Here is a 16,674-nt window from a genome sequence, read left to right on the forward strand (position 1 = left end):
CCCGGACGGTGCGCGCATGGCTGGATAACTGGTGGTCGGTGCTGGAAGTTCGTCGGGGGCTGGTCAGGGGGCTGCGGGAGTCACGGCGGCTGGCCGGCCCCGGTGGGCCGCACGTCGTGGTGGTGGATCGTCGCCGTGCTTGCTACTTCAACCGGAACGTCTGGGTGGTGGACAGGGAGGGGTCGCCGGGGCGGAGGCGTAGTTCTCCGAGGGCTGGTAGCAGGACTGCTGCGGCGACTGTGCGTTCCCGGCGGATGTCGCCGTTGTCGGGGACCCGGATGGGCGGGGTGGACAGCAGCGCGAGGTGCTCCTCGGGGTCCTCGCCGAGGGTGGCGAGCGCCGCCGTGGCCGCCTGGAGCCGGCGGACGGAGGAGTTGCGGGCGAACACGTTGATCTCGTCGTGGGGAACGAGATCGGGGTGGAGGAAGTGGTTGGTGTGGACGGTCCGCGGCGCCTGCATGGTCCGTAGCTCCTCACCGAGGATCTCCACCCAGACCGCCCGGGTGGCATCGCAGAGCGTCAGCGACCGGGAGCTGGCCAGCCGCAGGCCTCGGAGGACGTCGAGCGCTTCGGCGACGCTCGCCGCCGTGTCGAGCAGGTGCCGAATCGCCAGGTACGGGGGCAGACCTGCCCGCCAGTCGCCGCCCAGGACGAGGTTGATCCCGACCGCGAGGCCGCGGCTGTTGAGGCCGAGGTATCCGAGCAGGCCACCGAAGCTCAGCACGAGCGAGCGGCCGACCGGCGAGGCGACGTCGAGGACGGCGATCTGGTCGTCGAGGTCGCCGCCCAGGTCGACCGTCTGGGCGAGCAGCGGGCCGGCGGCCCCCGGGTGGACGGTCGCGTAGGTGGTGCAGTCGCCCGCGGTGGGGATTCGGGTGTAGCCGAGGATCTCGCGTCGCAGTTGGAGCAGCCAGGCCTCGTCCTCGGTCAGGCCCGCGCCGGACGCGAGCGCGGCGACCTCGGCCGCGAGCCGCGGGGTGGCCCGTTCGATCTCCGCGCGGTGGCGGGCGATCGTCGGGCGCAGGCCGTCGAGCGTCACCGGGCCGGGCAGCAGCCGGCCGAGCCGGCAGACGTGGTCGTCCACGAACGACCGCAGTCGCCCCGCCAGCGCCGCCCCGTGGGTCCGACCCAGCTCCGACGGCGGCCCGTCCGCCCTGATCAGGATGGTCATTCGGCCTCCCCCGACACGCTCACGGGCGGACCTTCGGGTGTTCGGTGAGGGTCTTCTTCACAAGCGGCCATTCGTCGGCCAGGACGCTGTAGTAGACCGCGTCGCGGCGGCGGCCGTCCGGCATGGGGTTGTAGCTGCGCAGTACGCCCTCCTCGACGGCGCCGATGTTGCGCAGGCCGCGGCGGGCCCGGGTGTTCAGTACGTCGGTCTTGAATTCCACCCGCAGTGCGCCCAGGCGTTCGAAGGCGTGCTCCAGCAGCAGCAGCTTGGCCCACCGGTTGGTCCCGGTGCCGCGGAAGTCGCGGCCGAGCCACGACCAGCCGATCTCCAGCCGGGCGTCCGGCTCGGAGAGGTTGCCGTAGCTCATGCTGCCCGCGGTCCGGCCGGTGCGCCGGTCGGTGATGACGAAGACGCATCGCCGGCCGGCGAAGTGGTCGGCGAGGGTGGCGTCGAAGAACGCCTCGAAGTCGGCGTCGGACTCCACCCGGGAGACGAAGTACCGCCAGATGTCCGGGTCGAGGGCGATCGCCCGCAGCGGCTCCCGGTCGGCCTCGGTGACGGGTGCGAGGCGGACGTGGTCGTTGCTCAGGACTGCCGGACCGGCCGTGTGCCAGTCCACCGGGTACCGGGCCACCGGTCAGGCCCCCGCCGGGACGTGCCTGGACAGGATGTCCACACAGTCGCGCAGGGTGTGCATCCTGGCCAGGTCGTCCTCGGTGAGGTGGGCGGTGTCGACGCCGGTGTCCCGGCACAGCGAGGTCAGGAACAGGACCTTGTTCAGCGAGGTCAGCCCGTAGGCGGCGGTGAGGCCGACGTCGGGCTGGATCTCCTCGGGGGCGATGTCGGCGGCCAGTACCGCGGCCAGGTTCTCCCGGGCGGCGGTCTCGACGTCGGGCCGCATGGATCTGTCGGGCCGCATGCTGTCAGGCCGCATGGATTCCCTTCCTCGGGTCGCCGAGCTGGCGCTGGTACACCGCCCGGATCTGCTTGCGCCTGGGCTTGTACTGGGACGTCAGCAGACCGTTGCCGATGCTGAACGGCTCGTCGGCCACCACGACCCGGTGGATGTACTGGTCGCCGCCGAGCGCCCGGTTGGTGGCGGTGAGCTGCGCGGCGATGGCGCCGGTGTCCACCGGCACCGACGCCGGTGAGACGACCGCCACCAGCTCGGTCTGGGCCGGGCAGTAGAGCACGCACTCGGCGATCGCCGGGCTGGCCTTCAGGTGCTCCTCGATCTGCCTGACGACGATCTTCCTGCCGTTGTCCAGCACGATCGTGTCGTCGGCGCGGCCGAGGACGAACAGGAAGCCGTCGGCGTCGAGGTGTCCGAGGTCGCCGGTGCGCACGACACCGTCCGTGCCGAAGACCCGCTCGCTGTCGCCGGGCTCGCAGTAGTCGTACCGCCGGTTCACCGGGTGCTCGGCACGGACGCTGATCACCCCGTCGTCGCCGATGATCACCTCTTTGCCCGGCAGCACCCGGCCGACGCTGCCCGCCCGGTGCGCGCCCGGATGGTTCTTGGCCACGATGCACGTCTCGTTGAGGCCGTAGCCCTCGTAGATCGGCAGGCCGAGCCGGTTGAGGAACGCGAGGGTGGCGGGGTCGGCGGGCGCCGAGCCCGTCCACAGGTAGCGGATGCGGCCGCCGAAGATGTCGCGGGCCACATCGGCGAGGTCCCGGCCGGTGCGCCGGGCGTGGCGTTCGATCTGGCCGCGGGCGCTTTCGAAGAAGCCGGGCACGCCCATGACGACGGTCGGCCGCACCTGGGTGAGTGCGACGAACGCCGACTCGTAGGTGCAGACCGTGACGTCGTGGCCGTACCGCAGCGCCGAGTACACCCAGTAACGCTGCTGGAGCAGTGACAGCGGCAGGAACACCAGCAGATTGTCGCCGGGGCCGTGGCCGAACATGTCCTGGACGGCGTCCAGCGAGCTGTCGATGCTGCCGACGGTGGCGCCGAGGCCCTTGGGCGTGCCGGTGCTCCCCGAGGTGAACTTGATCGTGGTGATCTCGTCGGGGGCGTACCTGACCGGTGGCGGCGGGGCCGCGCCGACCGCGCCGGCCGCGCCAGTCGTGTTGTCGGCGCCGGACGTGTCGTCAGCGCCAGCCGTGCCAGCCGTGCCAGCCGCGTCGGGCAGGTCGTCGAGGAGGGTCGTGAGCCGCTCGACGCCGGGGACGTCGCACGGACGGTCGGTGAACAGCAGGGAGAGGCTGTAGCGCTCCATCAGTTCGCGGGTGGGGGTGAACTTGCCCGGTTCCAGGCCGGCGGTGACGACCTTCAGGCGCAGGGCGGCCAGGTCGAGCACCACCCACTCGAGGCTGTTGGCGGCGAGGATGCCGATCCGGTCGCCCGCGCCGAGGCCGCGGGCGCGCAGCCCGGCCGCGACCAGGCCGGACAGTCGCCAGACCTCGGCGAGTGGGATCTCGCGGGTGCCGGCCAGCCTGGTGACGTGCAGCGTCCCACGGTTCGGCGTGGACGCCAGAAGTTCGTTGATCACGCAAGGCTCCCGCTGGGCTGGGTCCGCGAGGCGTCCGACGGGTGTTCGGCCGCGTGGGCCGCACCGAGCGGGCCGAGCGGCCGGGGCGGGTGGAAGAACGTGACCTGAGCAAGGGCGATCTTGCTACCCGGCGGGACCAGCTCGACCGTGGCGGGCCACCGCCGCGGCGCCGGCTGGCCGAGGGCTTCGGCCAGCCGGGCGGCGAAACGCGGCATCACCGGCGTGGCCGCGTGCGCGAGCAGCCAGGCGGCGGCCAGCTCCAGGGCCGTGGTCGTGCGCACCTCGTCCGGCATGCCGCCGGCCGCTGCCAGCGCGCGTTCCCGACGGCTGAACCGGACCGTGTCGGTGACCAGGGCGTCCAACTCGGCGGCGGCCTGGTTGAGCGAGAAGCCGCCGGGTTGGAGGCTGGCGGCCAGCGCGCCGAGCCGGGCGGCGAGCTGGCCGAGGAACCCGGCGTGCTCGGGCGTCCAGTTGCCGGCGTCGGGGACCACCGCGTCGTAGCGGTCGGCCACGCGCTGGCCGAGGTCGTGCAGCCAGGCCTGCCAGGTGCCGATCAGGGTGGTGGTGAGCGTGTGCTCGTAGGCGTCGAGTGTGAAGTTCGTCCGCTCCACCTCGGGACGGTTGCGGGCGAGGAAGTAGCGCACCGCGTCCACGCTGTCGGCGTCGAGGATCTGCTTGCCCCAGACGGCGTGCCGGCGGCTGGTGGAGAACTTCAGGCCGTCGTAGAGAAGGAACTCGTTGACGTGGTAGTCGATGTCCGGCGTCCAGCCGGGCAGGGCGAGCCGGTAGAGCACCGGGTAGAGGATCGCGTGGTAGAAGCTGTTGTCGTAGCCGAAGAAGTGGACGACCTTCCAGTCGTCGGCCGGCCTGGCTGCCGTCCAGTCGCGGCCGAGGCGCTCGCCGAACCGCTGGATGCCGTGCAGGAAGCCGAAGGCCATCTCCGGCCAGGCCCAGATCACCTGGCCGGCGCCGTCCGCCTCACGCGGGATGATCCCCCAGTCACTGGGATGGCTGACCGGGATGTCGATCCGCCCCCGGCGGAACAGCCGGGCGGCGAGCTCCCGCAGCCGGGCCGGGACGCGGCCGCGGCGCTGGTGGTCGAGCACCGCGTCGGCGTGCTCGTGCAGCGGCAGCACGTAGCGGCGGGCCGTGCCGGTGACGGGCGTCTCGCCGGATGGCCCGGCGACGGGGCCGGCCAGGTCGACCACGGTGTTCGGCTCGCCGCACAGCTCGCAGATGTTGCCGGCGGTGGCCTCGCCGCAGCCCGGGCAGCCGCCGTGGACGTCGACCTCGTAGAGGTACTGACCGGTCCGCGGGTCGAACAGCGCCGGCCCGTCGGCCGGGGCGATCGCGCCGGCGTCGACCAGCCTGGTGAAGAAGTCCTTCAGCGCGGGGACGTAGCCGGGGTCGGCGTTCGTGACGGTGTACTGGTCGAGCGGGATGTCCATCAGCCGCAGGGTTTCCGCGATCTCGGCGCTGTAGTGCGCGGCCACCTCGGCGCTCGACCGGCCCTCCCGGCGGGCACGGTCGACCACGTAGGACTGGAAGTCGTCGCTGCCGGTCAGGTGCCAGGCGCTGGCACCGTTCATCCGCTGGAACCGGACGTAGGCGTCGGCGCCCAGGTACGGGCCGGCAAGGTGACCGAGGTGCAGGTCGCCGTTGGGGGTGGGCGGCGTCGAGAAGACGAACACCGGGCGGCCGCCGTGCTCGCTGGCCGCCGGGGTGGCCGAGGACACCGCGCGGGCGCCGTCACGCCAGTACTGGGTGAGGAAGACCAGGTCCTCCTCCCCGGTGTTCGTCACGACGTGGTCCTCGAACGGCTCGAGCAGGGCGACGGTGCCCGCGGCGACCGGGTGGTGCGCGGCTCCCACGGCGAGTTCGCCGCGGCCGGCGACGATGACCAGCAGCTCGGTCTCGTCGTGCCGCTGGTGTGTCGTGGCGACACCCGGCGCGACACGGCCCCAGGCGGCGCCGGTGCCCAGCCCGTCGACCGAGCCCATGTCGATCCCGAACGCCGCGGAGAGCGCGGTGGCGTCAAAACGGTCAATGATCATGCGGTGTCCTTCTCGTCGAGCCCGTCGAGCAGGTCGGCGGCCGCGGCGGCGATCGCGGGGGCCAGCCGGTAGCCGGAGCCGCCCGCCGCGCCGGCGAACAGCACCCGGCCGTCGGCGGTGACCGGGCGCACGATCGGCGCGCGGTCAGGGCTGTAGGCGTCGCAGAACACGCGGCCGGAGACGCAGTACGGGGCGAGCGCCGGGGCGTGGCGCTCCAGAACCGCCCGGCCGCGGTCGAGGTCGTCGGCGGACAGCCCGCCGGTCAGCGCGTCCGGGGTGACGTGCCAGTCGGGTGACGTGTAGCTGAACAGCCAGTGGCCGCGGTGGGCCAGCGGCAGCAGGAAGGCGTCCTCGTCGTGGAAGACGGTCGCACGGTCGTGCGGGGCGACGGGCCGTTCGACGTGCAGGGCGACGACCTTCTTGACGCGGACGCCGAGCGGGGCGAGCAGCAGCGGCCAGGGCAGCCAGGGGCCCGGCGCCAGCACGACACGGCTGGCGGTGAGCCGGATGCCGCTACCCAATGTGAGAACGACGCCGTCCGGGGTGGACCGCACGGCGGTGACCGCGCTGCCCTCCCGGAACGCCGCGCGGCCGCGCAGCCGGGCGGCCAGCAGTTCGGTGAGCGCCGCGACGTCGGCGTGGTGGGCGCCGTCACCGTCCCAGCCCCGCTCGGCCGGGCGCAGCCGCGCCTCGGGGAGCCGCGCCTCGGGGAGCGGGCGCAGCCGCGCTTCGGGGAGGTAGTGCTCCCGGACGGTGGCCTCGTCGGCGCTGACCACCGTCATGCCCACCGGGTGGATCGGCACCCGGGGGTCGCGTCGGCACAGGTCGGCGTACCAGCGCTGGCTGTAGGCGCTCATCGCCCGCACCCGCGGGGTGGCCCCGCGCGGGAAGTGCAGCCCGGCGGAGAACCGGGACGCTCCCCCACCGGCCAGCCCCCTGTCGACCACCATGACCCGCCGGCGCGGCACGCGGGCCAGCACCTCGGTGGCCACCAGGCAGCCGACCACGCCGGCCCCGACCACGACAACGTCGGCGTCCCCGTCCCCGGCCCCAGCCCCAGCCCCAGCCCCAGCCCCAGCCCCAGCCCCAGCGTCCATGGTCAGCGGGCTCCTGTCTTGGGCGACCATTCGATGAACGCCGGGTGCTGGTCCCTGCTGCGGACGCCGCGGATCCGGTCGACGATGCGCTGGCTGCGCCAGGCGTTGAGGCTGAGGTTGGGGTCGGCGAGGCCGCGCTGCCCGCGGGCGGCGTTCTGCAGGAACAGGTTCCGGTCGGCCGGGCCGTCCCAGCAGGCGGCGAAGTCGGCGTCCACCTGATACTCGTCGTTCTCCCGTTCCAGACGCGGCTGAAGGGGCGCCAGGAAGTCCATCGGGGCCGGCCGGAACCCGGCGGCCCAGATGATCACGTCCGCCTCGAAGATCTCCAGGCAGCTCGCCGGGTCGTTGTGCCGGACGGAGATGCTCCAGCCCTCCGGCGAGCACGGCTCGACGCTGACCACCTCGCGGTTGGGGTAGAGCCCGGTCAGCTGCGGGGCGCCGGTGATGAACCGGTGGACGTAGATCCGCTGGTAGATCTCCCGGGCGGTGGCCTCGGAGATGCCGTCGCTGGTCAGCACCTGCTGGCTGTTGACCTCGGCCCGCACGCTCGGGCCAAGCTCGGCGAAGTAGTCGGAGTGGCAGGGCATGTAGAACTCGTTGGTGAACGGCGAGTCGTCGAGCGGGAAGTAGTTGCGTCGGCGGGACAGCCACGACACCCGGTGCGGCAGCTCGCCGTCCGGCCGGGAGATCAGGTCGAGGAACGCCTCGGCACCGGACTGGCCGCCGCCGATCACCGCCACCCGCCGGTCGCGCAGGCCGGCGGCCCTCGACCGGAACTCGCTGACGTGGAACTGGGTGCCGCCCAGGTGCGGGCGGGCGAACTGCGGCACCCACGGTACGGTGCCGACGCCGACCACCACGTTGTCGGCGAGCAGGGTGCGTTTGTCGGTCCGCACGACGAAGGTGTCACCGACGAAGTCGACGGACCGCGCCTCCTCGCCGAACACGACGTTCTCGATGCGGCTGCTGGCCCAGTCCAGGTAGTTGCGGAACTCCTCGCGGGGGACGCTGTCGAACTGCGCGTTGAGGTAGTGGTAGATCCGCCCGCGGTCGTGCAGATACGCCATGAACGAGAACGGGCTGGTCGGGTCGGACAGGCTGACCAGGTCCTTGAACAGCGACACCTGCAGGGCCGCCCCGGGGATGAGCTGATCGTCGTGCCAGCTGAACTCGGCCTTCCGGTCGATGACCAGGTTCGGCGTCTCCGGGTCGCCGTGCAGCATGGCCGCCAGGCTCAGGTTGGCCGGTCCGGCCCCGATCCCGACACAGCGGTACCGCGCCGCGGACTCACTCCTCATGAGAAGAACTCGCTTTCAGCGTCTTCGGTGGACGGCCCGCGTCCGTCCGGGAAACATGCGACGCGGCCGGTGGCAGGGCGTCGGCGATGGCGAGCCGCTGCACCTCGGAGGCGCCCTCGTAGATCCGCAGCGACCGGATCTGCCGGTACAGCCGCTCCGGCAGGCTGTCGCGCACCAGCCCGGCGGCGCCGAACACCTGCACGGCCGCGTCCACGACCTGCTGGGCGGCCTCGGTGGCGTACAGCTTCGCGATGCTTGCGTGCCTGGCCGGCGGGGTGCCCCGGTCGGCCTCCCAGGCGGCCCTGGCCACCAGCAGCGCGGCGGCGTTCAGCCGCACCTCGACGTCGGCGAGGCTGGCCTTCACCGTCGGCAGGTCGAACAGCCGCCCGCCGTACGCGGCCCGCCCCCGGGCCCTGGCCAGGGCGGCGTCGGCGGCCCGGCGGGCGAAGCCGAGCGCCGCCGCGCCGACGGTGAGGCGGAAGCGTTCGAGCAGCTCCATGGCCACGACGAACCCGCCGCCCCGGCTGCCCAGGACGGCGTCGGCCGCAACCCGGCAGCCGTCGAACTCCAGCCGGGCGATGTCGCGTTCGGCCAGCATGTCGATCGGTTCGATCCGCAGGCCCGGTGTGCCGGCCGGGACGAGCAGCGCGGTCAGGCCGAGCGCGGCCGGGCCGTCGCCGGTGCGGGCCACCACGCAGAAGACGTCGGCGCCCGCCGCACCGGCGATCCACGTCTTGTGCCCGTCCAGGACATATCCCGTGCCGTCCCCGTCCGGGACGGCACGCAGGGCGAGCGCTGCGACGTCCGAACCGGCCTGCTCCTCCGAGAGCGCGAACGCGCCGGCCAGCTCGCCGCGGGCCATGCCGGGCAGCCAGCGCCGCTTCTGCTCGTCGGTGCCGTGACGTTGGATCGGCCAGGCGGCCAGCGCCTGGATCGAGAACGCGAAGTCGAGCAGGTCCTCGGTGTAGGCCAGGGCCTCCCTGGTCAGGCACAGGCCACGCAGGTCGGTGGGCGTCAGCAGGCCCGCGTCCCCCAGCGCGCGCAGCACGCGGGCGGTGTACTTCTCCGGCGCGCCGGTGCGGGCCGCCGCCGCCAGTTCGGCGTGGGTGTCGCAGAACCGGCCGAGCACCTCGGCCAGCTCGCGGTGCGGCCGCTCGTAGAACGGCAGCGCCAGCAGCCGCGGGTCCAGGGTGCTCACCGGCGCGCCCTCCTCGTGTCGGAGCTCATGCGGCGGCCCGCCTCATCAGCAGGCGTCTGGCCAGATGCGGCTCGACGAAGAACGCGAACGAAGCGTAGCCGCGCCGCACCCGCCGCCAGGCCCGCTCGACGACGGCCGGGCCACCGGTGCGTCCGACGTGGTCGAGGTAGCCGACGATCAGGTCGGTCGCCTGGCGGGTGTGGCCGGCCGAGATGTTGTCGATGGACAGGTGCACGTCCTCATAGGCGGTGTCGAAGCCACGACGGCGCATCTTCTGCGTCTCGTGCAGCCGCAGCTCGCCGAGACCGAACATCTCGACGCCCAGGTGGTAGCCGAGGATCTCCTCGTAGCGGGAGTCCGGGAACAGCGCCAGGCCGAGCTGGTAGGTCGCGTACGGGTAGCTCGGGTCGGGCAGCTCGGTCTGGGCGCGGAACTCCTCCGAGCGCAGGTGCGGCAGGTGGATGTCCATGCTGGTCAGGGCCTGGTTGATCAGCGTGAGGTGGTTGCGGGCGACGTCGCCGCGGCCCATCTCATCGGTGTAGAGGGCGAACAGCGGCCCGTCGCTGGGACGGTGGAAGCGGCCGGTGTTGCCGATCCGGTGCGTGCAGGCGCCGTCGACGAGGTTGCCCAGCGCGAACCGCTTCTGGCCGTTGATCACCTCTGCCCGGGGCGGGATGTCGGTCAGCGGCCGGTAGGGCCCGACGAGCTTCATCCAGTAGATGGTCTCCACCCGCTCCCGCAGCGCGGCGGGGCTGTAGTCGAACCAGGTGGCGTCGGTGTGGCGGCCGGCGGCTCCCAGTTCGAACATCCCCTCGGCCTGGGCGAGCACCTGCTCGACGCGGGCGTGGGCGGCGGCCAGCACGCCGGGGAACCGCTCGACGTTGACCAGCCGGTACAGGAACTGACGTTCGTCGAACGCCGGAGGCTCGGCAACGACGATGTCACCGGGATCGGCGGACACGAGCGCACGCCGCCAGGCGGCGGCGTCCTCGTCGCCGGCGGCGCAGGCGGCCAGGTCTGCGCCGGGCGGCTCACCCGCGGCGACGGCGGCCGCCCACCGCTCGAGCGTGCGCGCCTCGGCTGCGTCGAAGATCCCGAACATTGGCCCGCCGAACCTGATCGCCCTGGTCAGGGGGCAGCCGCCGGTCGGCAGTGGCTTCAGGTAGCTGGAGGATCGGAGCTGGCGGACGAACACGGCGGCGTCGAACGCCGGGCCGGCGAGCAGGCCGTCCAGGGGGACGCCGGAGATCCGCACCCGGTGGTGCTGACGGCCGGCGTACGGCGCGTGCCTGGCGACGATCAGCGCCACCTCGGCGTCCGGCGACAGGCCCTGGTGCCAGCTCGCAAGCTCGTCGAGCATCGCCACGTGCGCGCTCTCCAGGCGCGCGACGAGCCGGATCGCCGCGAGCAGCCGCGCCCGGTCGGCCGGGCCGGTGGGTGAGAGCTCGGTGAGCGCCAGGTACTCCGCCAGCAGCGGTACCGGATCGTACCCGCGGCTGTCCACACCGTCCGGGCTGGACGGCCCAGACGGCCCGGCCAACTCGGCCAACTCGGCCAACTCGGCCAGTCTGGACGGCCCGGCCCGGCCGAACAGCGCGGCGTCGGTGCCCAGCGCCCGAAAGGCACAGTGCACGCCGACCACCTCGGGCAGAAAACTGGCCGGCAGGCGGGACAGCGCCAGGTAGAAGACGGCCGTCACCACGGTGAGCGGCCGGGCCTGCGCCGCGGCCAGGAAGTCGGTGGCCAGCAGGTCGGGGAGCTCCACGCCGTGCTCCGCCAACAGCCGGCGGCGCCGACCGGCCAGGGTGTGCTCGACCACGCCACCGCCGAGCAGCTCCAACCGCTCGGCACCGAGCCGGTTGACGATCACGGCGGGCTGGGTCGCCGGCTGCGACACGGTGTCCAGCCAGCAGCCCTCGATCAGCGCGAGCGGGGCGCGCTGCCGCAGCACGGTGGCCACGGTCCCGGCCGGGGCGGCGCGCAGCCGGGCGGTGGTCCGCGCGATCGCCGCCCGGGTGGCGGCCAGCTCGGCGAGCGCCCGCTCCTCGTCCAGCGGCCCGGCGCCCGGCGGCCCGTCCGCCCGCTCGCCCGGGCTCCCGTCCGGCTCCTCGTCCTCGTCCGGGCCGATGCCGTTCGGCAGGAAGGCGGCGAGCACCCGGCGGGCGGCCACCAGCGTGGCCTCGGACTCCTGCTCGACCAGCAACCGGCGGTACAGCGCGGCCGACGGCCCGGCCACGGCCGCGGCCGCCTCGGCGAACGCGGCCGGGCCGCACTCGAACGGCCCCCGCGGCAGCGACGTCGTCAGGTCCGTCATGCGGCTTCGCTCCTCGCGGCCAGGTGGGCGGCGAGCGCGCGCATCTTCTCGGCGGCCTCGAACGCCTGGCCGCGGCAGTTGAGGTGCAGCCTGTCGCCGCAGTAGATGCCGGCATCGGCGCAGAGCGGATGGTCGGTGAACGAGACGAAAATCGCGCCGTGTTCCCGGGCGACCTCCCGCGTGATCCGGGCGACGATCCTGGTCGCCCTGCCGATCGCCTCCGCGTGTTTCGCGGAGACGATGCCCGCCCGGCTGATGTCGAGCATCCCGATGGTGAGGATGTCGGCGCCGGTCACCCGGACCCTGGAGACGATCTCGGTCAGCTCGGCGCGCACGGTGGCCGGGTCGAACCCCGGCCTGATGAAGTCGTTGCCGCCGCCGGAGAGGAACACCAGGTCGGGCCGGAAGTCCAGGGCTGGCCGCAACTGCGTCCGGCGGATCTCGGTGAGCGTCAGATCGCGCCTGGCCAGCCGGATCTCGTCGAGGTCGGGGTGGACGCGGCGCAGCGCGGCGCTGATCCGATCCACCCAGGACAGGTCCTGGTAGCCGGGCACGGCCTCGCGAATGCCAGCCGAGATACTGTCGCCGATCACCGCGATCCGCTTCCACGGCGCGCCCGCCAACAGCCGCGCGCCGGCTTCGGTGGACAGGACGTACGGGTCGGTGGCCTCCGTCATTTCGACCGGTTCACCCGTCCTGGCCGATGCGCCTGTTTCGACCTGCGCGCCTGTTTCTGCTGGTCCGCTCATTTCGGCTGGCTCATGTGTTTTGACTGGCTCATATTTTTCGACTGTCTTACTTGTTTCGACTGGTTCACTTGTTTCGGCTGGTTCAGCCAGTTCGGTGGACGCGGTCGGTTCGGTGTGTTCTGTCATTTCGGTCGTTCCTCGTCCTTGCCGGCATCGTCCTTGCCGGCATCGTCGGATCCGGCGCCGCGGGCCACGGCCGCGGACACCTCCCGCTGCCGGACGGCAAGCTCCAGCGCGGCGATGTCGTCGGCGATCCGCTCGTCCTCGGCGGAGGTCTCGGCTCCATCGACCCGGCTGAACCCGAGAACACCCAGCTCGCGTAGGGCTTCCCGCATCCTGGGTCCGAACAGGTTGATGTCCTTCAACGTCGGGACGATCCGGGTGAACAGCCGGCGGCGGAACTCGCGCTGGCCGGGTGAGCGGTTGGCCAGCGCGACGCACTCGTCGGCGCCGTAGTCGAGGTTGCGCCACATGTCCTCGCCGGCGAACCGGTCCCTGAGCACCCAGCACGCCTCGACCGCGAAATCCTCACGCTCACGCAGTTCGGCGGTGCTGAGCTGGCCGTAGTAGTCACGCAGGGCCAGCCGCCCGAACGCGACGTGACGCGCCTCGTCCTGCAGCACGTAGGCGTTGAGCGCCCGCGCCAGCGGGTCGCGCATCCGGTCCCGCTGGATGCTGAACGACGCCAGCGCCAGGCCCTCGATCATCACCTGCATACCGAGGTAGGTGATGTCCCAGCGGCTGTCACCGATGGTCGTCTCGAGCAGGCCGCGCAGCCCGGCGGAGATCGGGTAGTGCACCTTGATCTTGTCATGCAGCATGCGCTGGTACGCCTCGACGTGCCTGGCCTCGTCCACCACCTGGGTGGCGGCGTAGAACTTCGAGGCGATGTCCGGCACGGTCTGGACGACCTTCGCCGCGCACACCAGCGCGCCCTGCTCGCCGTGCAGGAACTGGGAGTAGAGCCAGCCCGCCAGGTGCCGGCGGACGGTGATCCGCTCCGCCTCCGGCAGGCGCTCCCACAGCGGCGTGCCAGCGATCCAGATGAACGTGTCGGGCAGGCCGAGCGGGTTGTCCGGGTCGACCTCGTGGCCCCAGTCCAGCCGCGTCTCGGCGTCCCACTGGCGCTGCTTGCCGCGGGAGTACAGGCTCAGCATCTGTTCGGCGCCGGCGTCGTAGTCCCAGGTGAACAGCGCGTCCCCGCCGAGCGGGACGGCCCAGTTGCCGGCCGGCTCCGCCGTCGCGTCTGACTTCATGACCGCTCTCTTCGGCTCTTTTCAGGGCTCTTCGGGGCTCAGGTGGCGTCTGTCCGGGCTGGTGACATCTGTTTCGGGCTCAGGTGACGGCGGCGCGCCGACGCAACCGGTGAAGCTGGTGCAGGCGTGCGGACACGGCGCCGAAGGCCCACGCCGGGGCGGGCGTGCCGGCCGGCCGCAGGAACAGCGCGGCGGACTCGGCCACGGCGCACGGCAGCAGACGGTTGAACCGGCTGCCCCGGCAGGCCGCCCGGAACTGCCCCCCGCCGTCACGGCCGTGCTCGGCCGCGAGGTGGGCGAACACCGGGTCCAGGGTGCGCCACCGGCCGTCGAGGTGGACCTCGCACCAGCCGTGGTCGTTGCCGACGAGGCCGAGCAGGAAGCCGCGGCGGGCCCGCGCCCGGAACCCCTCGGCCCGCAGCCGGTCGGCGAGGACCCGCCCCGCCACGACGCAGTCGGCGACGCCCAGTTCCCAGGACCGCCGGTGGTCGGCGCGCAGCGGTTCGGCGATCGCCTGGTAGCGCACCGCGCCGGTGTCCAGGGCGTCGATGACGTCGTCGAACGCCGCGCGGATCCGGCGGTCGGTGACGTCGTAGCGCTCACCGGCGAGCCGGACGCGCACCTGGTACGGACTGCTCTGATGGCCCTCGGTGACGACCGGCGGCGGCAGGTCACTGGCCGGGCCGTCGGCCGAGCTGCCAGTCGGGCCGTCGGCCAGGAGTTCGACGCCCTCGGCACCCAGGTCCGGGACCGCCACCTGGAAGGTCTCGCCGCTGGCCGCCCGGTGTACCGCGACCGTCCAGTCCGCGGGGGCGAACCAGTCGTCGGGCTCGGCCGCCACGAACCGCATGAGCAGCCGCCTGGCCAGCTCGGGCACGGTGGCGCCGGTGCCCGAGTGCAGCCCCGCGTTGGCGACGTCGGTGTAGTCGAGCAGGCCGTCGACCTGCCGCAGGCCGAGGGCGGCGACCCCGGCCTCGTCGGTGCGCAGCACGGTGGCCGCGTCGGCGAGGGTGGTGTCGAAGACCGCCAGATCCGGCGGGGTCGGCTCGAAGCGGCGGCTCACCCGAGGCCCCTGACGAGTCACATGAGTTCCTGGACGAGCGCGGCGAGATCACGCGCGGTGACCGCCTCGAACGGGACGTCGTCGGGGATCGCCACCCCCAGAACATCCTCAAGATCCACCACCACGCTGAGGATCACCACCGACTCGATCCTCGGCAGCAGGTGCATGGGGAGATCGAGGTCGATGTCGGCCTTGTCCATCTGCAGCCGGTTGGCCAGGGCGGTGGCCACCGCGTCCTCGACGGTCCGCGTACTCATGAGGCGTCCTTCACGGGTCTTCTGGCAGCCCTTACGGCTTTCCGGTGGCCTCTGCCGTGCTCCGGTAGAGGGCCCTGGCGGCGTGGCGGCGCACCTTGCCGGAGCTGGTGCGCGGGATGGAGCGGACGGGCACGGGATGCACGGACGCCACCGCGGGGCCGAGTTCGGCGGCGATGGCCGCCTCGACGGCGTTCACCAGGGCGGTGGCCGCCGCGCCCGCGAGCGGCGTCTCGACGAGCACCGCGATGTGCTCGGCGTCGCCGTCCCCGGCCTGCAGGGCGGCGCAGACCCGGACGTCGAAGCCCTGGACGCGACGCGCGATCTGTTCGACGTCCTCGGCGTAGTAGTTCTGGCCGCGGATGATCGCCATGTCCTTGACGCGTCCGACCAGGAACAGCTCGTCCTCGGCCTCGAAGCCGAGGTCGCCGGTGCGCAGCCAGCCGTCGGCGGTGAAGGGCTGCCGCTCGGCGGGCAGCCCGAGGTAGCCGCTCATCACGGCCGGGCCGCGGACCTGGACCTCGCCAACCCGCCCGGAGGCCGCGGCGTCGACCCGGACGGCGATGCCCGGCGCCGCCGAGCCGCAGGAGACGACCTGGCGGGCGCCCGCGGCACCCGGGGTGACGTGGACGACCCTGTCGCCCGGCGCGAGGGCGAACCGGTCGACGCTGAGCTGCCACGGCCGCTCCCCCAGTGCCGCCAGGCTGATGACGAGCGTGGCCTCGGCCATGCCGTAGGACGGCAGCATCGCCTCGGGCCGGAACCCGCAGGGGCCGAACACCCGGTTGAACGCCTCCAGCGTCGACCACTGCACGGGCTCGGAGCCGTTGCAGGCCAGCCGCCAGCCGGACAGGTCGAGCCCGTCGGGAACCCCGCCGGCCTCGACCGCGTCGACCAGGCGCTGGTAGGCGAAGTTGGGCATGGGCAGCACGGTGGCGCCGGACGCCGCCGCGGCGGCCAGCCAGCCGCGGGTGTCGCGGATGAAGTCGGTGGTGCGCCAGAGATGGACCGAGCACCCTCTGGCCAGGTGGGCGAGCGTGCCGAACAGGCTCATGTCGTGGAACAGCGGCGACCAGATGCCGATCTCGTCGGCGTCGGTCAGGCCCAGGCCGCCGTCGATGGCCGCCAGGCCGGCCAGGACGTTGTCGGCGGTCAGCGCGACGCCCTTGGGCGCCGAGGTGCTGCCGGACGTGTACTGGATCACCGCGAACTCGTCGGCCGGGTTCTCGTCGGCCGGGCCGGCCGGCTCGATCTGCCCAGGCGGCCCGACCAGCCCGGCTGGGCCGGCTGGCGCGGGCATCCGCGTGATGTCGACCAGCCGGACGTCCGGCGGTGCCGCGAGCCGGCCGAGCAGGCGCGCGCTCTGCTCGTCCACCAGCAGGGCCGCAAGCTCGGCGTCCTCGACGATGCGGCGCAGGTGCCGCTGGTAGCCCTCGCTGCCCCCGAACGCCACGGGCAGGGCGATGGGCACCGCGGCGGCCCCGGCCCGGAAGCACGCGATCAGCCCGCGCAGCCAGGGCTCGCCGTTGGCCATCAGGATGCCGACGCGGCGCTGGCCGGCGATCAGTGTCGCCGTCCGCTCGGCGTCGGCCAGCAGGCGCGTGACGGGTACGGACCGTCCCTCGGACGGCAGGTGCAGCACCGTCCGAGGACGGGCGTTGGTGCTCACCGCGGCCCAGAGCGCGTTCACCGGATCTCCTCCCTGGAGACGTTCACAAACCG

Annotated in this window: 14 protein-coding genes; all 14 read right to left on the minus strand. The window is 73.0% G+C overall.

The window, feature by feature from the left end; translation table 11 throughout:
• Positions 1–142: 142 nt before the first annotated feature.
• Entirely contained in the window at positions 143–1,171 is a 1,029-nt protein-coding gene (locus FSYMDG_RS14205) for a C45 family autoproteolytic acyltransferase/hydolase (RefSeq protein WP_013874106.1), read from the minus strand.
• 19 nt (positions 1,172–1,190) lie between these two features.
• On the minus strand, positions 1,191–1,790 hold the full coding sequence (locus tag FSYMDG_RS14210) for a GNAT family N-acetyltransferase (protein WP_043606542.1): 600 nt from the start codon (positions 1,788–1,790) through the stop codon (positions 1,191–1,193).
• A gap of 18 nt (positions 1,791–1,808) precedes the next feature.
• On the minus strand, positions 1,809–2,072 hold the full coding sequence (locus FSYMDG_RS14215; RefSeq protein WP_043603674.1) for a hypothetical protein: 264 nt from the start codon (positions 2,070–2,072) through the stop codon (positions 1,809–1,811).
• Positions 2,073–2,094: 22 nt separating this feature from the next.
• Positions 2,095–3,669 (minus strand): AMP-binding protein, encoded by a 1,575-nt coding sequence (locus tag FSYMDG_RS14220; RefSeq protein WP_013874109.1) that lies wholly within the window; start codon positions 3,667–3,669, stop codon positions 2,095–2,097.
• Positions 3,666–5,723 carry a class I tRNA ligase family protein gene (locus tag FSYMDG_RS14225; protein ID WP_013874110.1) on the minus strand — a complete coding sequence of 686 codons (2,058 nt, stop codon included), beginning with the start codon at positions 5,721–5,723 and terminating at the stop codon, positions 3,666–3,668. The genes FSYMDG_RS14220 and FSYMDG_RS14225 overlap by 4 nt, the downstream gene beginning before the upstream one ends.
• On the minus strand, positions 5,720–6,820 hold the full coding sequence (locus FSYMDG_RS14230; protein ID WP_013874111.1) for an NAD(P)/FAD-dependent oxidoreductase: 1,101 nt from the start codon (positions 6,818–6,820) through the stop codon (positions 5,720–5,722). Before FSYMDG_RS14230 ends, FSYMDG_RS14225 begins: the two co-directional genes overlap by 4 nt.
• 2 nt (positions 6,821–6,822) lie before the next feature.
• Positions 6,823–8,118, minus strand: coding sequence for a lysine N(6)-hydroxylase/L-ornithine N(5)-oxygenase family protein (locus FSYMDG_RS14235; RefSeq protein ID WP_013874112.1), 1,296 nt, complete (start codon positions 8,116–8,118; stop codon positions 6,823–6,825).
• A complete protein-coding gene (locus FSYMDG_RS14240) occupies positions 8,108–9,316 on the minus strand; it encodes an acyl-CoA dehydrogenase family protein (protein WP_013874113.1) in 1,209 nt (402 codons plus the stop codon). The genes FSYMDG_RS14235 and FSYMDG_RS14240 overlap by 11 nt, the downstream gene beginning before the upstream one ends.
• A gap of 25 nt (positions 9,317–9,341) precedes the next feature.
• A complete protein-coding gene (locus FSYMDG_RS14245; protein WP_013874114.1) occupies positions 9,342–11,630 on the minus strand; it encodes an iron-containing redox enzyme family protein in 2,289 nt (762 codons plus the stop codon).
• Positions 11,627–12,307, minus strand: a complete 681-nt coding sequence (locus FSYMDG_RS14250; protein ID WP_043603678.1) for an SGNH/GDSL hydrolase family protein — start codon at positions 12,305–12,307, stop codon at positions 11,627–11,629. Before FSYMDG_RS14250 ends, FSYMDG_RS14245 begins: the two co-directional genes overlap by 4 nt.
• Before the next feature lie 194 nt (positions 12,308–12,501).
• Positions 12,502–13,635, minus strand: a complete 1,134-nt coding sequence (locus tag FSYMDG_RS14255) for a ferritin-like domain-containing protein (RefSeq protein WP_013874116.1) — start codon at positions 13,633–13,635, stop codon at positions 12,502–12,504.
• 79 nt (positions 13,636–13,714) lie between these two features.
• A complete protein-coding gene (locus tag FSYMDG_RS14260) occupies positions 13,715–14,698 on the minus strand; it encodes a transglutaminase domain-containing protein (protein ID WP_131772612.1) in 984 nt (327 codons plus the stop codon).
• Positions 14,699–14,715: 17 nt separating this feature from the next.
• Positions 14,716–14,955, minus strand: a complete 240-nt coding sequence (locus FSYMDG_RS14265; RefSeq protein ID WP_013874118.1) for an acyl carrier protein — start codon at positions 14,953–14,955, stop codon at positions 14,716–14,718.
• A 31-nt stretch (positions 14,956–14,986) separates the two neighbouring features.
• Positions 14,987–16,642, minus strand: a complete 1,656-nt coding sequence (locus tag FSYMDG_RS14270) for an AMP-binding protein (RefSeq protein ID WP_013874119.1) — start codon at positions 16,640–16,642, stop codon at positions 14,987–14,989.
• Positions 16,643–16,674 lie beyond the last annotated feature (32 nt).

Source organism: Candidatus Protofrankia datiscae, from assembly GCF_000177615.2.
Lineage (GTDB): Bacteria > Actinomycetota > Actinomycetes > Frankiales > Frankiaceae > Protofrankia > Protofrankia coriariae.